This is a genomic window from Pseudomonas juntendi (genome assembly GCF_021560075.1).
GTDB classification, from domain to species: domain Bacteria; phylum Pseudomonadota; class Gammaproteobacteria; order Pseudomonadales; family Pseudomonadaceae; genus Aquipseudomonas; species Aquipseudomonas juntendi.
Window position 1 is genome coordinate 3,356,846 of record NZ_CP091088.1, and the last position, 16,735, is coordinate 3,373,580.

General features: G+C 61.2%; 32 protein-coding genes. 2 read left to right on the forward strand and 30 right to left on the reverse strand.

Annotation, left to right across the window (positions count from 1 at the left end; all coding sequences use genetic code 11):
- Positions 1–27: 27 nt before the first annotated feature.
- The 30 genes from L1P09_RS15655 to L1P09_RS15795 form a co-directional block, all read right to left on the reverse strand.
- On the reverse strand, positions 28–996 hold the full coding sequence (locus L1P09_RS15655; RefSeq protein ID WP_235767842.1) for a major capsid protein: 969 nt from the start codon (positions 994–996) through the stop codon (positions 28–30).
- 9 nt (positions 997–1,005) lie between these two features.
- Positions 1,006–1,872: a DUF6651 domain-containing protein gene (locus L1P09_RS15660; protein ID WP_329608844.1), complete on the reverse strand. Its 867-nt coding sequence runs from the start codon at positions 1,870–1,872 to the stop codon at positions 1,006–1,008.
- A gap of 31 nt (positions 1,873–1,903) precedes the next feature.
- Positions 1,904–2,980 carry a hypothetical protein gene (locus L1P09_RS15665; protein WP_235767843.1) on the reverse strand — a complete coding sequence of 359 codons (1,077 nt, stop codon included), beginning with the start codon at positions 2,978–2,980 and terminating at the stop codon, positions 1,904–1,906.
- Entirely contained in the window at positions 2,980–4,386 is a 1,407-nt protein-coding gene (locus L1P09_RS15670) for a DUF4055 domain-containing protein (RefSeq protein WP_235767845.1), read from the reverse strand. Before L1P09_RS15670 ends, L1P09_RS15665 begins: the two co-directional genes overlap by 1 nt.
- Before the next feature lie 2 nt (positions 4,387–4,388).
- Complete coding sequence (locus L1P09_RS15675; RefSeq protein ID WP_029886014.1) at positions 4,389–5,636, reverse strand: terminase large subunit domain-containing protein; 1,248 nt, start codon at positions 5,634–5,636, stop codon at positions 4,389–4,391.
- Positions 5,617–6,273 (reverse strand): terminase small subunit, encoded by a 657-nt coding sequence (locus L1P09_RS15680; RefSeq protein WP_071984513.1) that lies wholly within the window; start codon positions 6,271–6,273, stop codon positions 5,617–5,619. Before L1P09_RS15680 ends, L1P09_RS15675 begins: the two co-directional genes overlap by 20 nt.
- A gap of 38 nt (positions 6,274–6,311) precedes the next feature.
- A complete protein-coding gene (locus tag L1P09_RS15685; RefSeq protein ID WP_029886016.1) occupies positions 6,312–6,752 on the reverse strand; it encodes an Ntn hydrolase family protein in 441 nt (146 codons plus the stop codon).
- Positions 6,749–6,913 carry a hypothetical protein gene (locus tag L1P09_RS15690; RefSeq protein WP_235767846.1) on the reverse strand — a complete coding sequence of 55 codons (165 nt, stop codon included), beginning with the start codon at positions 6,911–6,913 and terminating at the stop codon, positions 6,749–6,751. Before L1P09_RS15690 ends, L1P09_RS15685 begins: the two co-directional genes overlap by 4 nt.
- Before the next feature lie 10 nt (positions 6,914–6,923).
- Complete coding sequence (locus L1P09_RS15695) at positions 6,924–7,154, reverse strand: Acb2/Tad1 domain-containing protein (RefSeq protein WP_019751353.1); 231 nt, start codon at positions 7,152–7,154, stop codon at positions 6,924–6,926.
- 55 nt (positions 7,155–7,209) lie between these two features.
- Positions 7,210–7,479: a hypothetical protein gene (locus L1P09_RS15700; protein WP_235767847.1), complete on the reverse strand. Its 270-nt coding sequence runs from the start codon at positions 7,477–7,479 to the stop codon at positions 7,210–7,212.
- Complete coding sequence (locus L1P09_RS15705) at positions 7,479–7,790, reverse strand: peptidase M48, Ste24p (protein ID WP_235767849.1); 312 nt, start codon at positions 7,788–7,790, stop codon at positions 7,479–7,481. Before L1P09_RS15705 ends, L1P09_RS15700 begins: the two co-directional genes overlap by 1 nt.
- A gap of 476 nt (positions 7,791–8,266) precedes the next feature.
- On the reverse strand, positions 8,267–8,857 hold the full coding sequence (locus tag L1P09_RS15710) for a hypothetical protein (RefSeq protein WP_100413954.1): 591 nt from the start codon (positions 8,855–8,857) through the stop codon (positions 8,267–8,269).
- Complete coding sequence (locus L1P09_RS26170) at positions 8,848–8,976, reverse strand: hypothetical protein (protein ID WP_016711289.1); 129 nt, start codon at positions 8,974–8,976, stop codon at positions 8,848–8,850. Before L1P09_RS26170 ends, L1P09_RS15710 begins: the two co-directional genes overlap by 10 nt.
- Entirely contained in the window at positions 8,973–9,332 is a 360-nt protein-coding gene (locus tag L1P09_RS15715) for a RusA family crossover junction endodeoxyribonuclease (protein ID WP_235767851.1), read from the reverse strand. The genes L1P09_RS26170 and L1P09_RS15715 overlap by 4 nt, the downstream gene beginning before the upstream one ends.
- Positions 9,329–9,631 (reverse strand): nuclease domain-containing protein, encoded by a 303-nt coding sequence (locus L1P09_RS15720; RefSeq protein WP_235767852.1) that lies wholly within the window; start codon positions 9,629–9,631, stop codon positions 9,329–9,331. The genes L1P09_RS15715 and L1P09_RS15720 overlap by 4 nt, the downstream gene beginning before the upstream one ends.
- Positions 9,622–9,921: a response regulator transcription factor gene (locus tag L1P09_RS15725; protein ID WP_060489644.1), complete on the reverse strand. Its 300-nt coding sequence runs from the start codon at positions 9,919–9,921 to the stop codon at positions 9,622–9,624. The genes L1P09_RS15720 and L1P09_RS15725 overlap by 10 nt, the downstream gene beginning before the upstream one ends.
- Complete coding sequence (locus L1P09_RS15730) at positions 9,918–10,388, reverse strand: hypothetical protein (protein WP_235767854.1); 471 nt, start codon at positions 10,386–10,388, stop codon at positions 9,918–9,920. Before L1P09_RS15730 ends, L1P09_RS15725 begins: the two co-directional genes overlap by 4 nt.
- Complete coding sequence (locus L1P09_RS15735; RefSeq protein WP_235767855.1) at positions 10,381–10,554, reverse strand: hypothetical protein; 174 nt, start codon at positions 10,552–10,554, stop codon at positions 10,381–10,383. Before L1P09_RS15735 ends, L1P09_RS15730 begins: the two co-directional genes overlap by 8 nt.
- Entirely contained in the window at positions 10,551–10,772 is a 222-nt protein-coding gene (locus L1P09_RS15740; protein WP_235767857.1) for a hypothetical protein, read from the reverse strand. Before L1P09_RS15740 ends, L1P09_RS15735 begins: the two co-directional genes overlap by 4 nt.
- Positions 10,769–11,002 carry a hypothetical protein gene (locus tag L1P09_RS15745; protein WP_235767858.1) on the reverse strand — a complete coding sequence of 78 codons (234 nt, stop codon included), beginning with the start codon at positions 11,000–11,002 and terminating at the stop codon, positions 10,769–10,771. Before L1P09_RS15745 ends, L1P09_RS15740 begins: the two co-directional genes overlap by 4 nt.
- Positions 10,999–11,253 carry a hypothetical protein gene (locus L1P09_RS15750; RefSeq protein ID WP_235767859.1) on the reverse strand — a complete coding sequence of 85 codons (255 nt, stop codon included), beginning with the start codon at positions 11,251–11,253 and terminating at the stop codon, positions 10,999–11,001. The genes L1P09_RS15745 and L1P09_RS15750 overlap by 4 nt, the downstream gene beginning before the upstream one ends.
- Positions 11,253–11,609, reverse strand: coding sequence for a hypothetical protein (locus L1P09_RS15755; protein ID WP_235767860.1), 357 nt, complete (start codon positions 11,607–11,609; stop codon positions 11,253–11,255). Before L1P09_RS15755 ends, L1P09_RS15750 begins: the two co-directional genes overlap by 1 nt.
- Complete coding sequence (locus tag L1P09_RS15760; protein WP_235767861.1) at positions 11,609–12,004, reverse strand: hypothetical protein; 396 nt, start codon at positions 12,002–12,004, stop codon at positions 11,609–11,611. Before L1P09_RS15760 ends, L1P09_RS15755 begins: the two co-directional genes overlap by 1 nt.
- The gene (locus L1P09_RS15765) at positions 12,004–12,810 is read right to left on the reverse strand and encodes a hypothetical protein (protein ID WP_235767862.1); all 807 of its coding nucleotides are present in this window, start codon (positions 12,808–12,810) and stop codon (positions 12,004–12,006) included. Before L1P09_RS15765 ends, L1P09_RS15760 begins: the two co-directional genes overlap by 1 nt.
- The gene (locus L1P09_RS15770; RefSeq protein ID WP_235767863.1) at positions 12,797–13,702 is read right to left on the reverse strand and encodes a helix-turn-helix domain-containing protein; all 906 of its coding nucleotides are present in this window, start codon (positions 13,700–13,702) and stop codon (positions 12,797–12,799) included. Before L1P09_RS15770 ends, L1P09_RS15765 begins: the two co-directional genes overlap by 14 nt.
- A complete protein-coding gene (locus L1P09_RS15775) occupies positions 13,699–13,950 on the reverse strand; it encodes a hypothetical protein (RefSeq protein WP_235767864.1) in 252 nt (83 codons plus the stop codon). Before L1P09_RS15775 ends, L1P09_RS15770 begins: the two co-directional genes overlap by 4 nt.
- Complete coding sequence (locus tag L1P09_RS15780) at positions 13,947–14,675, reverse strand: hypothetical protein (RefSeq protein WP_408005358.1); 729 nt, start codon at positions 14,673–14,675, stop codon at positions 13,947–13,949. Before L1P09_RS15780 ends, L1P09_RS15775 begins: the two co-directional genes overlap by 4 nt.
- 180 nt (positions 14,676–14,855) lie before the next feature.
- Positions 14,856–15,068 carry a hypothetical protein gene (locus L1P09_RS15785; protein ID WP_009396432.1) on the reverse strand — a complete coding sequence of 71 codons (213 nt, stop codon included), beginning with the start codon at positions 15,066–15,068 and terminating at the stop codon, positions 14,856–14,858.
- An 18-nt stretch (positions 15,069–15,086) separates the two neighbouring features.
- The gene (locus tag L1P09_RS15790) at positions 15,087–15,296 is read right to left on the reverse strand and encodes a hypothetical protein (RefSeq protein WP_059395556.1); all 210 of its coding nucleotides are present in this window, start codon (positions 15,294–15,296) and stop codon (positions 15,087–15,089) included.
- 29 nt (positions 15,297–15,325) lie between these two features.
- Positions 15,326–15,502 (reverse strand): Cro/CI family transcriptional regulator, encoded by a 177-nt coding sequence (locus tag L1P09_RS15795; RefSeq protein ID WP_059395557.1) that lies wholly within the window; start codon positions 15,500–15,502, stop codon positions 15,326–15,328.
- 108 nt (positions 15,503–15,610) lie between these two features.
- Between L1P09_RS15795 and L1P09_RS15800 the strand changes: the two genes are divergently transcribed.
- Positions 15,611–16,279: a LexA family protein gene (locus L1P09_RS15800; RefSeq protein ID WP_235767866.1), complete on the forward strand. Its 669-nt coding sequence runs from the start codon at positions 15,611–15,613 to the stop codon at positions 16,277–16,279.
- A gap of 8 nt (positions 16,280–16,287) precedes the next feature.
- Positions 16,288–16,542, forward strand: coding sequence for a hypothetical protein (locus tag L1P09_RS15805; protein WP_038409498.1), 255 nt, complete (start codon positions 16,288–16,290; stop codon positions 16,540–16,542).
- Positions 16,543–16,735: the final 193 nt, after the last annotated feature.

Genomic DNA, 16,735 nt, shown 5'->3' on the forward strand with positions numbered 1-16,735 from the left:
AATGCGCCCCGAAGGGCGCGGTACCGATTACTTGGTGGCGTCGCCGATGGTCAGCACGCCAGCCGAGGCCTTGATGCTGTTCGCCACCAGGTCCCAGTTGGTGCCGGTGGACAGCTCGGCGTTGGTCGGCGACTTGCCGCCGCTGGCGGTGTCCCAGGTGTAGCCCTTGAGGCCCAGACCGAAGGTGTAGTCGGCCTGCATGGTGGTCTCGATGCGCTCCTTGCCATTGGAGGTCTCGATGTTGGTGATCAGGTCAGAGCCATCCATTACCACCGCGGCGCCGTCGGCCAGGCTGAGCACCTTCTGCTTGTTCGGGGTGCCGGCCTCGTACAGCGCCGGGGCGTCGGTGATGATCACGGCCTTGCCGAGGATGTCGACCACCTGCACGCCGGAGAACTGGAACAGGCGCTCGGCGTTGGCGAGGTTCTGGCCGACCAGTTTGTGGTACATGGCGCCGGTCATGACCTGGGCCACCAGGCGCTGCGAGGCGTCACCGAACAGGGCATGGGCGTTGTTGATCGCCACGTAGGTCACGCCAGCGGTGGCCGACACATCGTTGGTGGCTCCCGGCTGGTTGCCGATCGCGCCGGCCAGGGCCGAGATGGCGGTGTTCAGTTGGTCCGCCATGATGGCTTCAGACAGGTTGCGGCTGATCACCTCCAGCGCTTCTTCCGGGTTCTTCTGGATCCAGGAGAGCTGGGAAGGCTCCCACAGGATCGGGCCGAAGCCGCCGGCGATCTTCACCGAGTCGTACTGCTTCTGGGCCAGCGGGGTGGACGCCTGGTTGCCGTTGGCGGCATAGCGGTCGACACGACGCTGGGCGCCGTGCAGGCCGGCCCAGAACGATTCCTGCAGGAAGTCGCCGTCGATGCCTTGGGTGGTCAGGCGGATGGCGCCAGCCGAGGATGCGTTGAACTTCTCGACATCCTGGGCAAGGGTCTCGATGGTGGTGCGCTTGAGGTATTCGTTGAATACCTTCATGTTCGAAAGGGCCATTGGGCCTCCTTATTCGCTTGCGGTCAGGCCCTTGATGGCTTCCAGGCGTTCAGCCTTGGTGCCACCGAAGTTGCCCTTCGTGGTTTTGTGCTGGCCACCACCGTTCGGCGCGCCGCCGCCATTGGCGCCGGAGCTTTTCAGGATGTGGTCGCGATGGGGGTACTGCGAGACGAGGGTTTCGAGCGCTTCGTTGAAGTCGGCCAGTTCACCCGGGCGGGAGCGACTGAAGACCTTCTGGCCCTGGGCGTCATAAGCGACGACCTTGCCTTCCTCGATCTTGAAGTTGCTGCCGAAGGTGGCTTGGACCATGTCCGCCGGCACAGCCATCTTCTCGGCGATGAACTGGGAACGGGCAAAGCTCCCGCCGATCTTCTCGGCATACAGCTGCTGCTCGAAGGTCTGCGCCTTACCGTTGGCTTCATCCAGCTGGGTTTGGAAGGCCTTGCTGATTTCGCCCTTCACCTTCTCGATCTCGCCGGCATCCACCAGCTTCTTGGCGTCGAGGTTGGCGACGATCTCCAGGGCTTTCTTGGCGGCCGCAGCATCTTCGATGCCTTCGAACGCCTTCGCAGTTTTCTCGAAGCTGTCCGCGCGCTCGCGGTGCGACTTCGCCTCGGCGTTCAGCCGGGTGATGGTGTTGCGGGTTCCGACCGCATCGAAAGCGACGTCCTTGCCGTCGTCATCGGTGTAGACGGGCTTGCCATCTTCGATCACTGCATATTGCTTGCCATCCACTTCAACGGTTTTGAGTTTCATCTCGTCTCTCTGGGCCATCCGGCCTGTTGGTGAGCCATCCGGCCCCAGGTCGCCCCGTCCATCCGAACCGCAGGCATGAAAAAGCCCCGCACTGGGCGAGGCTCTGGAATTGCGCGCCACGAAATGGCGCTCTGGTGTTTTGTGGCGCGCGCTACAGAAGGCGCTCCCGCAACTCGTCGAGCGTCAGGAACTTGCCCTTGTCGTTGTAGAAGTCCTGCAGCTTCAGCTTGTCCTGGCGCAACAGCTTCCCCCGCTCCGGCCCAAGGATCTCGTCCTGGCGTGCGGCAGGTTGGCGGGCAAGCCATTGCGCATAGGTGGTCTGCTGCGGCACCTGGCCGTCCATACTCGCCCGGGTCGCCGCGTCGCTGATCCCCAGCGCCAAAGCGCTCTTGAGGATCGGCAGCTTGGTCGAGCGGCAGCAGAAGTGGATTCGGCCCGGGCCGGCCAGCCACGGCACCTTGTGCCCGATCGGTCGGTACGTGCCCAGCGTGTACGGCAGGCGGTCACGGATTCGGCAGGTCGTCGATGTCCGGTTATCCAGCGTGCTCAGCCACTCAACATGGCTGATGATGTCGCTGTTGGCCTCGAATGCCTTGTCGCTGGCCGTCTCTGCTGTGCTGGACACTGCCGACCGGACAACCGCCTCCACCTCCCGGCGAGACTTCTGCAGGATGCCATCAGCGTACTTCTCAGCCTTGGTACCCATGATCTGCCTGACGATCTCCGGCGTCGTGCGTCCTTCAAGCACGCCAGACCGCACGGCATCGCGGATCGAGGCAGCACGGTCAGCCTCAATGCCGGCCATCCACTCGCTGAGCAGCCGCCCCTGGAAGGGCCTTGCCAGCGCAATGGCGCGTACCTGACTGAACTGTGCCACGGCAACCGGGAATCGCGCCTCCACAAGCTCAGGAACAGCCGCTGTAAGCGCAGCGGCCTGAAAGGCAATCTCGTAACTGGCCACGCCGTCGATGACGCCTGTGAGCGCCCGCTGCAGGCTAAAGAGCGTCGATTGATTGATCCGCAGCACGGGCGCCAGAGCGGCATCGATCGCTGCAACGGACGCGCCGGCATCCAGGCTGTCGATGGCAGCGATGAGCGCTGCCCTCAGCTCAGGGTCAGAACTGTTCAGGATCCTGATGATCGCCACGACCTGGCTGTTGCTCAACCTGGAGAGATCAACTTCATGGCCGATCAGCTCGTCCAGCAGCTTCTCGTTGGCGGTCTTCATCACAGCGTACCGAGAGCCGGGCCCTGGGCCTCAATCTTCGCCAGCTCCTCTTCCCAGTCGTATTCGTCGCTGATCACGCCGCGCCGCTGCATCTCGGTGAATAGCGTCTCTTTACTGATCATCCCGGCATTTGCCATGGACACCAGCGTCGGCAGCGACACCTCCGGCATGTAGTCGACATCGAAATTGCCGCGCATCTCGACGGTTCCGCCATCGCCCAGTCCGCGATAATCGGCCATGAACTGGAGCAGTTGCGCCAGGCAGTCGGCGAAGTGGTTCGCCATGCGTGCCAGCGGGGACAGTTCCTGCGCCGCCTCCTCCTCCGCCTGGGTGGCGGTCTTGGTGGCTGTTTTGTCCGGCGTCAGCAGCTTGGCCCCGGCCATGCGCATCTCGTTGATCAGGTCCTGCAGCGCGGTGCGACCCGCATCGACGGCTTGGCCGGTGTGCTCGACATACTTGAGGTCACCATCCTTGGGCAGATCGGTCAGCTGGCCGGTACCCACCTTGAACTCTGGCGGAATCACCTTCCCCTGGTTGTCGTACTGGGTCTGGATGCCGATGCGCACCAGGATCGGCACGCGGATAACGTGGAGGATGTTGTCCTGGTCGCTCTGGCTTTGCCAGTGCTTCACGTTCAGGTGTGCCAGTTCGATCAGCGGCGGCTTGGCCGTCATGAAACCGGTGCGCCCCGTGTAGAAGGTGACCCAGGGGATCGCGGTCAGGCTGTTGGTGCCTTCCTCGTGTAGCTCCCAGGTACCGCCAGATGCGGCGTGCTTACCGCGCACGGCCTTGGCTGACCTGCGATAGGTTCGCCAGGCGCCAGGTTCCAGCACGCGAATCTGCTCGACGCATTTGGCGCCGAACTCGCCATCTTCCTCCTCGACCACCTCGATGTAGCGGACCATGGTCAGCACGCCGCCCTTGTAGCGCCAGCCCAGCACCTGCTCAGGCCTCACCATCACCACATAGGGGCGCACGCCAGCGGCCTGCTCGTCTGCCTGGGTCTTCAGCTCACCCGCTGGCGGGTGATCGACGAAGGCGTGGCACAGCCCATGGCTCAAGCCTTCGGTGAAGAACCCCACCGCCCAGGAGTTGAGATCGTTGCCGGCGTGGTCGATGTCCTTGGTCATCTCGACAATGGCCTCTGGCACATCGTCGCCCACCTGCAGCGGCTCAGCGAACACGCGGGAGGTCATGTTGCCCACGGTCTCGGAGTACGCCGGCAGCAGGGTCGAGAGGCGCAGGCGCTCTTTGTAAGCTTCGTCGTCTTCAGCTGGGTACTGCGGCAGCAGGGCCTTGCCCGCGGCGCGCATTGCCATTGTCCCGTTCATGAGCGGCGAGATCACGGCCCAGTAGGCGCGCATCGCGTCGACAGCGGGCAGCGTGATGCTCGGGTTATCGCTCATGGTCACATTCTCAGGGATTGGGTCGTAGTCATTGGGCGTTCGATAGGGAACAGATAGGCCAGCGGATAGCCGGCGGCGTCGTTGAGGTGATCCACCCCGCTCGACTTGTCGGGCATGCCGTTCTTGTCGTAGGCCTGCTGCTCCAATCCGTCCGCAAGGTGCGGGCACCGGTTGACGTTGATCTTCAGGCGCCGCTCGCCATTGCCATTCAGGATCAGCGCGTTGACGGCGTTCACCCTGTCCGCGATTGCGGGGTTTGTCCCGTTCACCTGGATGGAGAATCCGGCCTGTCGCAAGATGCTCAGGTCCGACTCACTGGCATTCTTGCTGCTGGCGTTCTGGCCTGATGCATCGGGGAAAATCTGAATAGGGTGGCCCTTCGCGGCGTATCGCGCCTTGATCAGCTCTGCCATGTACGGCGTATCGCGCCCATCAGTGATCTCGGCTACTGCTACAGGGCATCCGCCGCGCAGGACATAGACAACAGCGCTCATCTTGAGCCTGTTGAAGTCCATGCCGATCAGAAGCGGCTCACGCTCCTGCTCGACGGTGTCGCAGTGGTTCAGCGTCCGGTCAAAGTCTGGATAGACGCTGCCGCTGTTCAGGTTTGTGAACTTTCCCTCGATGTATGCAGTGATTAGCGCAGCTGGGTAGCTGTCGCGAAGGCTCTGCACATAGTCGTCGGGAAGGAACGGATTTGTGTAGGTCGCAGCCTGAACCATCGCATAGCCAGGCTTGGGAGCGCGCCCCCAGGTGTCGTAGACGAACTGGAATCCTTCAGGCGTGGTGTAGGCCGAAACTCGGTTGAATGGCTGCTCTATACCAGTTGGTCGCTGCCGGTTCCGCGCAATGATCTTGCGCCACGCCAGCGCCGCCTGAGCCTTCTTTAGCGTGTCGATCTCGTCGACGTGCGCGCGGTAAGACTCATACCCGATGATTCGCGCCGGGTTTTCGAGCGTCCTGAGGATGAAGTCACCGCAGTTCGGGGCGCTGGTGTAGATGATGTTCTCTTGCTTGTTGTACTTGTAACGAATGCCAAGCTCGCTCAGCTTCTCCTCCATGCGAGGTGCGAGGATCAACCTCACCAGGTCATAGGTCGGCTCATAGAGCGCAATCAGCGCGTCAGAGGAGGACAAGGCATCACGAAGGGCACAGTTGGCCAGGGTCTCCGTCTTTCCGGTACCGAACCCGCCAACGAAGGCAGGGTATTTGTCTTGCAGCTGGAAGAACCTAGCCTGAGGCTCGGTCATCTGGATTCGTAGCGTCCGACCGGCCACCTACCACCTCAATCTCGATTTTGGTTACAGGAGGAGCCGGCTCATGACCTGCCTTAAGCGCGGCCAGCTCGACCCGGCGCTTCTCGATCTCGATCCGCTTGAGCTCTGCATCTAGGTCGGCGTGACCTGCAGGCACGAACATGCCCAGGTGTCGGCCGATATCGACCAGAGCGCCCTTCTTGTCGTGCAGCTTGACCTTCAGGCCGTCGCGCCCCTGAGACACCTCAGCGATGGCAGCAGCCGTGTCATCGTCAATCTCGGTGGAGTCGACTAAGGCCAGCCCGTGGTACGGAACCATGTCCTCAGGGCCCTCATCGTCGGCTTCGACCATGCGGACCATCGTCTCGCCCCAGCGGACCACCTTGCGGATATCGCTGAAGCCGATCTTGGCGAGTTCCTTGAGTACCATGTCCTGGGTGATTCCGGTTCTGCCAGACCTTGACTTCATGCTCTCGGCAACAGCGGCTGAAACACTAACATTTGCTAACAGGCGTGAACCTTGCTCGTTTGCCGTCTTCTTGCTGTAGCCAGCACGGATAGCGGCTTGCGTGGCATTCAGGTCGATCAGGTATTCTTCGACGAAGCGCTGCTGTTTTGCTGTCAGCGCCATAGGGAATTCCTTGAGACTTGGGTGCCTCGCTGGGCTGGTTATTTATGCTCGGCTGCGCGGATCGTCATAGTCCGAACCCTGCCGCCAGTGCTGGTATCGCGCCTTGCAGCCATCTCGACGGCCTTCTCGGCAGATGCGCCCATGTCCATCGCAGCGAATGCGTATGGAGTGCCGCTACCGATGGCGTACGGACGATCAGGCTTGATTGGCGACTTCCACAGACCCGTATCGTCATCCACCGCCACCATCAGCAGCTTCCCGCCATCCACGACGATTGCAGATGCGTCGACCTTCCCGGATGGCGCGGTGCCGAAGTAGGCCCCGACCAATGCGTCATAGTCACAGAGAGCCCCGGACATGAAGAACTTCACGCCGTCGCGCTCAATGCACTTGTCACAGTCGTCATCGGTGATCAGGTCGCCTCGGGTGACGCGGGAGTCGTAGGCGATAACGCCATCCTTGTAGGCGATGGTGGTCATTCAGGATGAACCTCGATCTTGATGCCGCGCCCTACCCAGTAGCTCAAGCGCTCCAGGCATGGTTCGCGACCGGTCATCTGAGCAATGGCGAGCACGCCAGCCAGGTAGAACCTGAGCCACCAGCGATGGCGGCAAACGATGCGTGCAGTTACTGGCGCCATCTGCCCGCCCTCAGCTGAACGGATCGGCCGGCTTGGCGATCGAGCGCACAAACCACATGAAACCCTGCTGCAGGTTGGTCTTGGCCAGGGCCAAGGTGCGCTGGTCCACGCCTTCGATCTGGCCGATCTGCTTGAACAGCTCGCCAGCATCGGCCTCCAGGGCCTTGATCGAGTTCATGCCGTCGATCTCGCTCTGGGTGAGGTCGCGGTAGCCGGTGATCTTCTTGTGCTGGTTGTCCATGGGTGATCCTCAGGTTGTCGCGCCACGAAACGGCGCATCTTCATTTTGTGGCGCGCTATCCCGGCTGGAACACATGGCCGCGCCTGGCGACCGCGTACAGGACGATCCCCAGCTTGAGGATCACACCGTACAGGGTGGGCACATGGCCGTTCATGGCCAGGACGAACGAGCCGAAGGCGCCGATGGCCACCAGGTAGAACGCGACGGCCAGCAGCGGGTGATCCATCGGCCGAATCCGCCGCAGGTAGTCACAGGCTGCGATCACCACCAGCACGCTCAGGAAGGCATTGGCGCCGATCAGGATTGGAATCAGGGTCGAGCTCATCAGGTAGCCCCCTTGGCTCCGAACTGACCCACCACCGACTTCAAGACTGGGATGATGTTCATTGCCAGTAGCCCTATCAGGAAGGCCACGCCGTATTGGGTTTCTCCGCCGGCTTCAAGCTTGAAGAAACTAATTGCCAGCGGGGTGCAGAATACTGCCGAGGTGAAACCGGTGAAGAAGGCTGCGACAGCCTGGCCCCTGGTGAGGCCCCGCAGAAAGGTAAGCGAGAGGATCGCTCCTGCGAAGCCGCCAATGATCACGCCGTACTTCACCAGCAGGACGCCGGCAGTCGTGCTTGCTGGTTCGGCCATGAATGGTTCCTAGAAGAAAAGGCCCGGAGGGGAGGCCCTATTGAGGGACCGGGCAAACGTGCGGAGCAGCACTTAACGAATCGAATTGGGGCGGGCCCAGGGAATCGAACCCTGACCGTCAGCGTGTGACGGGGCGTCCTGCGCTACCCGCGTTGCGTGGGTCTCTCCCCACCTGTCCGCCGAAGACCATTGCAGCGCTGGCACCCCAATGCACCAGTCTCGCCGATCCGGTCACGCGCCACCCTGAAAGCATGTGAGGTCAGGGTGCGCGGGCTGCCGGTGTTTTTCCGTACACCACACTACCGGCTAGCAGTGTCCAGGCTGTCCCGTTAGGGCCTGCCCTGGCTGCAGTTGCGTTTCTTGCGCGCACGAAAAAGCCCAGCTCAATGGCCGGGCTTTTTGGCGGTGTTTGCCAAAGGCAAAACTCTAACAATGGACAAATAGTGCCATCACGCGTGCGGGAACGCAATAGGCCCTCAAGCGGCCTCCTTCATTTCGTAGATTGCGGCTGCAACCGGCGATAGCGCGCGCTTGTCCAGGTCCTCGCAAACCTCGAAGCAGATCTGCACGAATGGCTCCCAGTCCCTGGCCCAGGCACATGAGGGAAGCGTTACGCCGTACACATCGTCGATCCAGCGTTTGAACCACTCCGGGCTTTCGAACGGATCCTGCGCCGATGACTGCCCGCCCTGGTGCATGCGGCGGTACCGGAACATCACGCCCTTGGCCACGTACTCGCAACGTTCGCGCTTGGCAGCGGTCATCCGACCGGACCTAGCCATGGCCATCGAGAAAACGCACTCCTCGGCTACCTCGCGCTCGTCGTCGCCGCTCTGCGGGGCGTACATGAAGTTGCCGAAGGCACGCAGACTTCCGGGAAGCTTGAAGATTGCCGCCTGCACACCTCCGGCCAGGGCCTGGTGCACTGCATGGCTCGCCTTCCGCTGCTTCTCCGTGGTCTGGACCATGGTGCCCAATAGGCCCAGCTGTTCGATGAATGCGCCTTGGCTATCCCACGCCGTGTAGAGGCAGTCGTGCCACGCTTGGCGCGCGCTGTTCAGTTGCATGGGCCGTTCTCCTTCTTGCGGCGGGTTTCGATGCCCTTGGCGCGCACTACGCACCAGGTGGAAGCGATTGTCATGGCCAGCAGCAGCGCACCGGCGGTATCTGCGATCGTCCAGGTCATGCTGCTTCCTCCTGCGCCTGGATACGAACGCGCACGGCGCCGCCCTTGATCGTTTCCTTGCTCACCATGATCTGAGTGGCGAACACGTTGTCGTCGATGCCCAGGGCATCCGCTAGGCCGTCACGGCCAGCCTTGAACATCGCCAGCAGGTTGTCGTCGTCGCGTCGGCGGCGATCGGGCGGCACGAACTCGAGCAAGAGCAGCGCATCACCCTCCGGCGCCTTGATGCCGGCCTGCTTGGCGAGAAGGTGGCAGGCCGCCCTGTAGGACTTGGCCGCCCTGCTCTTCCTGGTCCAGTGCACCCGGGCATTCGGGCTGCACGCAGTCGGTGGCCACGGTAGTGTCAGTTCCGTCATGCGGCCCCCTTGATGGTCAGAATGCCGGCCCGGATCAGGGCCTCATGAGTCTCAGCGATCGCCCGGGGCACGTCGGACCAGTCCACCTCGCCCCTCCCGCGGCCGTCGAGCACGTCATGGCAGGCGCTGCACGCGTATACCGCCACGGTGTCGAAGCCCTTCATGCCCATGCCCTTTTGCCCGCAAGGCAGGTGGGCCAGCACGGTGGTTTCAGGGTTGAAGTTGCAGGTGCCGGGAATGCGAACGGTGCAGTCCTGGCCCCGGGCGCTCTCCCGCACCTTCTTGCTTACTACGCGCATGGCTCGGCCTCCGATGCGTAGATGATTCCTGCCGCCACTGCCTTAGCGACCAATTCCGTACGGTTGGAGGCTCCCAGGTGCAGGCGGGCATCCGCCATCCTGCTGGTGACCGTTCCCGGCGAAATGCCGAGTTCGCGAGCGATCTGCTTTCCGCTCTTTCCTGTTGCAGCGAGAACCACGCACTGCACCCCGCGCCGCGTCAGGCCATGGCCATACAGCCCTCGCCAGCCGGGCGCTGCGAAAATGCCTTGGTCCTTGTTCCGCTTGAGATTTGCTTCCTGGCTCTTCATGCCGCCTCCTCGCTCAGCAAGTCACTGAACACCACGCCCTGCGGCGCGAACTCGGACACGATGCGGTCGGTGTACTGGCAGCCCTGGGCCCGATCGAACAGCCGGGTCACCGGGAAGCCATCCGGACCGAACATCGCGCACGGCCCCATCAGGCGCAGCTTCACCTCATACGGCAGGTGGATGAACGACTCGGCCCAGCCGGTGCGGAACTCATCGCAGCCAGCGCGCATGATCGGAACGCCGAAGTGCAGCTTGCAGTACCGGCGCACATCCTCGATGTCGCCCATCTCGGTGCTCTTGGCGATTCGGTCGTACATGGCGAACCACAGAGCGTTCTGATCCAGGGTGCGGTCCTTGCCCGGGCGCATGGTGACCACGACGAACTTCTTGTCGCGGAACAGGCGGGTGAGCATGGTCACGGCCTCGGACAGCTTGGCTTGGCAGTTGACGCTGATCCGCTCAGTCATGACCGTCCTCCTCGCCGTGCAGGCGGCGGAACTCTTCCCAGAGCAGCTGCGAAATTTCAAAACTGGCGGTCTGAATCTGATAGGCGGCGATAGGCAGCACCACCAGAACCAGCAGGATGATGATCGAGGCCAGTAGGCCAGTTGCGGCGATTAGGAACTCGGTCATGGCCGCACCCCCTTCTTCTTGCTCACCTTCCCCTCAGCCTCCAGTTGACGCATGGTCTTGCGCAGGGTGTTCAGGTCATAGGCGCGCATCATGGCCTTGATCCACTTGTTCACGATCGTGACGCAGGCGTAGGACAGGGCGAAGAGCACTAGGGCCACCAAGGCAGTCCCGGCACACGCCATGACCGCGTAGCCAAGCCACATGGCAAGATCATTCATGGCGCCACCGCCTTCGGCTGAAGCCGCTCCAACCGCTCGCGCAGTTCGTTGATCTCGTCCTGGGCGGCATCCATCACCTTCTGCGCCTCGTGCACGTCGATCCAGTTGCCGCTCACATCCTCGAACTTCTGGATTCGAGATCCGGATGGCGCCAGCAGGAAGCTGAAGCGCGGAATGGCGTTCAGCTTGTCCCAGAACTCGAAGCCTTGGCGGGTCTTGATGTTTCTCATGCCACCACCTTCAGGCCCTGACGCTCAATGGCGCCGCTGAACGCTGCCTGGAGCTCGCGCACGATGTGGTCCTTGTATCCCTCGAAGCTGGGCAGCTCCACCGCCACGGCCTCGCGGGAGGCCTTCCAAGCCCATTCAGCTGCGCAATAAATGGCATTGGCATCCGGATTGCTTGCAGCAGTCATCCGGCCAAATCCGTACTGAGCAACGAATGCCGCCTCGAACTGCTCGCGCATCTTGTTGGTGTCCATCAGTGCTTCTCCTGCATGGCTTTGCCGATCTCGGCTGCGGCGCGGACGATTACCCTTGCAGCGCACTCGACTTTCACCCGATCTCGATAGCAGATCGTCAAAATGTCTTTCAGCTTGCCGGGATTGCCTCGCCCGTCCACCCACAGGGCCGATACGGTCTCGGTCTCGGCGTCGAACTGAACGTCGATGTCGAGCTGAGAGGCCAGGGTCAGCGGCTGGTCTTTGAAGTGCAGCGGATTGAAGTAGCCCGAGTAACCCTCTGCGGTGAACTTCGCCACATCGCCTTTGAACGAGGGCTCGTGGCGCTTGGCGTTAATAGCCTTGGCTGCCAGCTCAATCAATTCACGGTCTTCCATCACACGCCCTCCTTGCCGGCCACGCGGCGAGTCATCACTTCGTCAAAGGTGCGGAAACCGATCACGCTGATATCCCAGTACGGTGAGTAAATGACCCGCCCGTATTCGTCGGTTTCGCCGCTGTCGTAGTCCACGACCAACAGGTAGTCGCCTTCCCCATTGGTGCAATGACGCGCCTCTCCGATTTCTTCATCGGTCTTCAACTGGGCCTCGATGCTCTGGAGTCGCTCAACGCCAACCTTGCCGCGAACGCCGTAGATGCCGTTTTCCTCCCAGCCCATGCCGAAGACGGAGTACTCGACGATGATCAGCGGCTTGTCGCTGGGCCAGGCGGCGGTCTCTTCCTGAACTAATTTTTCCCACTGACGCTTGGCTTCTTGGTAACGAGGATCCATCACACCCCCTCCCCGGCCGGCTGCCCGGCGCGCTTGATGTTCAACTCAGCGACTGCGGCGCGTGTTTGCCGCTTGCGTAGATAGGTTTCGATGCGGCGGCGCTGGTCTTCCTTGGCGCGCTCGCGGTCTTTCTTGGCCTTGGCCGCCTTGAGGATGCAGCGCACCTCGGCGAGCTTTTCGCGGGTCTTGGCACTGGCCTGCGGGCGCACCTCGCCGGTGAGCAGGCCGGCAATGGCCTGGCCGTCTTGGGTGATTGGTGCGATGCGCAAGTCGGCCAGGTACTTGGCCCCAGTCTCATGGGTGATGAGCTGGGCGCGGACGGCCGACTCAATCGCTGTCACTCGGCGACCCTGGTCGTAACCCAGCGAAACCTCCCATTTGGCAGGATGGTCCTCGGCCCGGGCGAAGCTAACCAGGCGCTCGTAGGCGCTCATGAACGCCATCCGGGCGCCGACCTTGTCGCCAGCCTCGAGGATGGGCTCCGAAGCGATCATCGCCTGGCGGATTTCAGTGGTGAGCACGACCGTTTCATGCTCGTCACTGGCCGCCAGGGCAATCGACCACGCCTCATCCTTGCCGGGTCGGGTGTCGGCCGCGTGGATGTGCTTGAGGACCATGCCGAGCGAAAGGCGCCCGGCTGGCTCTCTACGGCACGAACGCAGCGCGCCAATGATGGCGGCAGGGTCATAGGCCGAAAGATCCTCAGCGATGAGCTGAGCGCCTCCAGCGCTGATGGTCTGACCCATCGCCTCGGCAGTAGCGCAGATGGCCACGGCCAATTCGGCTTGTTCGTCAGAGGAAAGCATTACGCTTACCCCGCTGGCCGCTGCGGATTGCCTCAGCCGCTTCCTGGGCCGCGTTGATGTTCGCCTGGGTCTGCTCCTGCTGGCGGGCAATCGTGGCGTTCATCTGGCGGTTGGTTACCCACTGGGTGTGGTAGGCCTCAGCCTTGGCCAGCAGGTCGCCCAAGTTGTGGCAGCCGTTGATCAAGCGGGCGTCGTTGATCGTCAGGAAGTACGCGGCCACATGGTGAGCGACATCGATGCCGAGACGGCTGATCAGCTGCCCAACCTGCCCCCCTGCCTTGGCATTCCATACCGGCCACGCGTGGTAGCGTTTGCGGTAGGCCATGGCGTAGTTCGCCCAGGCCTTGAACGTTTTGCAGGACTGGTCCTTCGGCCCTGGCATGTCGGCCGGGATCTCACAGCGCGGCTGCTGAGCCGTAAACGGAACCACGATACCCTCCGCGACCACGGCTTCAGCCTGGGTCGCAACTGGTTCAGTGACTGGTTCCTTTACTGATTCAAAAGAGTGACTGGTTCTGGGTGCAGCTCCTGCACTACCCCCTAGTGAATCTGCTGCACTAGGGGGTGAACCTGCTGCACTACCCTGGTGAATCTCCTGCACTACCCCTAGTGAATCTGCTGCACCACTCAAGGTCAGGTAGTAGACGTTCGAGGAGTTACCCTTAGGGCCACCCTTGCGGATCTCTTTGCGCAACAGGCCGGCACCGCACAGGGTGTTGATGTGGTTCATGACCGAGCGCTTGCTGATCTCGCATTGATCGGCGATGTGCTGATACGACGGCCAGCACTCTCCCTGGTCGCTCGCGTTGTCGGCCAGCTTGATGAGCACCAGCTTGCGCAGCGGATTACCGACCTTGGTCTTCATGGCCTTTACCATCAATTCCATGCTCATGACGGCTCATTCCCTTCACGCATGGCGCGCAGCTTGTCGCGCTGGATGATTTCGGTGCACTTGGCGTTTCCGTAGAAGCAGGCGTCTGGCATGCCTTTCGAATCGGAAAGGCAGCAGTCGGAGCAGATCCAGCCACATTCGCCACGGGCGGCTTGGTCGGTCCAGTCACGCATCTGCTTGTTCATTCCATCCAGGTAGCCGGGAAACTCGTTGGCTGGCATCTCGGTGACTTTCACGAAGTCGCTCATGCTGCACCCCGCACGGCCTTGTCGTGGGTGTGCAGGCCGTCCCAGCTCTTCTTCATGGGCAGCTCACCGGCCAGGTACAGCTCGTACAAGCGCACGGCGCCCTTGCGCAGCAGGATCGGCGTGTAGCTGATGAACGCCTCTTTCCCGTGCGGGGTGATCTCCTGTTGATGCTCGGTCATGTACTTGTCGCGGGCATAGGCGGCGACGCGGTAGCGGGTTCCGGACTTGCTCTCGTTGTAGAGCCAGTTGCGGCGCTCGAGGAAATGGCCGACCTGCATCACGTTGACCCCATTCAGGCCCTTGCAGAACTGAACGTGGCTCATGCCTTCCTTGAACAGGTTTTCCAGGTGGTCGATCTTCTTGGCTTGGGCCTCGACCTGGACGGTGAGCAGGACGCGGGCTTTCTCCGACTCCAGAGCCATCTGGAGGATTTCCAGCTTGCTGAGGTCGGCGGGCGCTGCTGGCTGGGCCAGTTCGTTGAGCTTCTGCACGACGATCCGGCGCACTGCCTTGGATTCGCGCATGGATACCAGAAGGCACTGGTCCTTGGTCAGCATCAGGCCTTCAGAGGCCGGCCCGCGGGAATTCTTAACTACGAAAGTTTCGTAGTATTCGCCGTCGAGTTCGTCCTTGCAGCGGGCAGTGAAGTCGGCGCGCCGAACCTCGCTCTCGCCGTGTTGCATCCTGGCTTCGTTCACCAAGGCGAGCAGATCAAAGCTGCTCATCGTGCGCGCCACAGAATCGTGCTTCGCGTTTTGTGGCGCGAGCAAGCTTATGGGCTGTACACTGTGGTTCTGCATATGCATAATTGGTCTCACTTATGTGATGTTGCAGAGAGCCGGGCCGCAATCCCGGCTTTTTTGTGCCTGCTAGAAGCCCGAAAGAGGGCCTCTGTCTTTCCACAATCAGGGAACATCGAGGCCCTTTTTGTGCCCTACCAGCCCCAACACGGGGGCCTTGTGTCGCATTTGTCTCAATTGCTCCTGGATCGCGAGTGAGCGACTCATCTCCAAGTACTCATCCGTCGATCTATCCAGGCTCCAGCCAAGGTCGGCAGCCAGCTGTCGAACCTCAGCCTTCACCTCGATTGGCAGCAATTCGAAGGTGGTTTCAGGCATAGGCCCTCCATAGGGTCCTTAAGCTGATTTATCCTGCTGCCCGACACCGTTCATTTCTCGGAGCAGGTCAGCAGCACCAAGGCGTCGACCCAGGTTTGCCAGTTCGTGCACGTAGGTCGCGAGTTGCATGCCGGCCATGCGGGCCTCCATGCGCAGCTTCTTGACCTCCTCTGGCTTCCAACGCGACTTGATCACTTCGCTGCGTTTGTTGGCGGGGTCCAGGTGCATTCAGGGTTTTCCTTTTGATTGAGAAATGGTTAAGCGGCGTTTTTTACGGAGGCTTTCAATTTGCCCTTGGTCAGAACCTGGATCTGGTACTGACGGGATTCAGGGACGTACTCACCCCACTGGGTCACTGCGCTCGGATTGATCAGCAAAGCGTCAGCGAGCTTCTTTTTGGAACCGAAGAAGGCGGCGGCGTCTGTTGTCTTCATTGCTTCGCTCCTTTGGGGATAAGGCTATTTAAGCATGCTAATTTTTGAACGACAAGAGCATCCACTAGCAAAGGCCATGCTAAAGTTAAGCTGGCTTAATATTTGAGGATGAACAGACCCGAACGAATCGCTAAAGCGATCAAGCACAGCAAAAAACTGAAGAAGGAGATCGCCCGCGAATGCGGGGTCACTCCTTCCGCCGTTACTCAATGGATTACGGGCGACAGCAAGAGCATGAGGCCCGAAAACCTGTTTGCGCTTGCCCAAGCTACCGGGGTGAGCGCCGAGTGGCTCGCAAACGGCACGGGCGAAATGATCGCAGCCACTTCAGGTTTTGACGCTAACGTTGAGCCCGCATCGGGGCCTTTCAGATATTACGAGTACCCAGAAATCAGCTGGGTCCAGGCTGGGATGCCCGTGGAGGCTGTAGAAATTTCAAACGTGGCCTCTTGCGAGGTTCACCCATCAGACGCCTGGGCTGGGCCAAACGGGTTCTGGCTCAAGGTAAAAGGCCCCTCGATGACCTCGCCAAGCGGCATGTCGTTCCCCGAGGGTATGGTGATCCTGGTGGCACCTGGTTTCGACGTTGAAAGCAGCCAATTTGTGGTGGCCAAGATGACCGACACCAATGAGGCCACCTTCAAGCAGTTCATCTGGGATTCTGGCCGGGCCTTCCTTAAGCCGCTCAACCCTTCGTTCCCGACCGTCGAGATGGATGGCGAGTGGGTGCTTGTGGGGCGAGTGGTCGATGCCAAGTGGCCGCGATCAGCTCTGTGAGGTTTGTCATGCCCCTAACCAAGCCCAACCAAGAACTACGCCGCGACCTTCAAGGCCTTGCATCTGACCTCAAGTGGTCAGCCGTCGAGCTGAAACGGATTGCTGAGCGCATCAGCCTGTCCGGGAATGACCCAGATGCTCAAGCCGTACTGAGGATGTGCCGGTCCTTTCAGGACGCCGAGGAAAGGCTTGCCGGATATGCAGAGGAAACCCACCTGGGGCTAATTGTCCGGGTAAAAACACCTTGCGAGGTGCCAGAGTGAGGATCCGCCGGGCTGGGGAGGATCGGTTGGTGGGTTATGGGGATGAGGTTAGGTCCGGCAGCATTATGCGGAAACCATTGCCCTAGAGGGCTTTGAGGCGCCATTGGTTTCCTTCATTGACCAAATAGCTACCGCTCGTTCGAACCAGTGGCGCCTTCGGCTGCCTAACCTATAGTCACTGTGCGCGCCACGA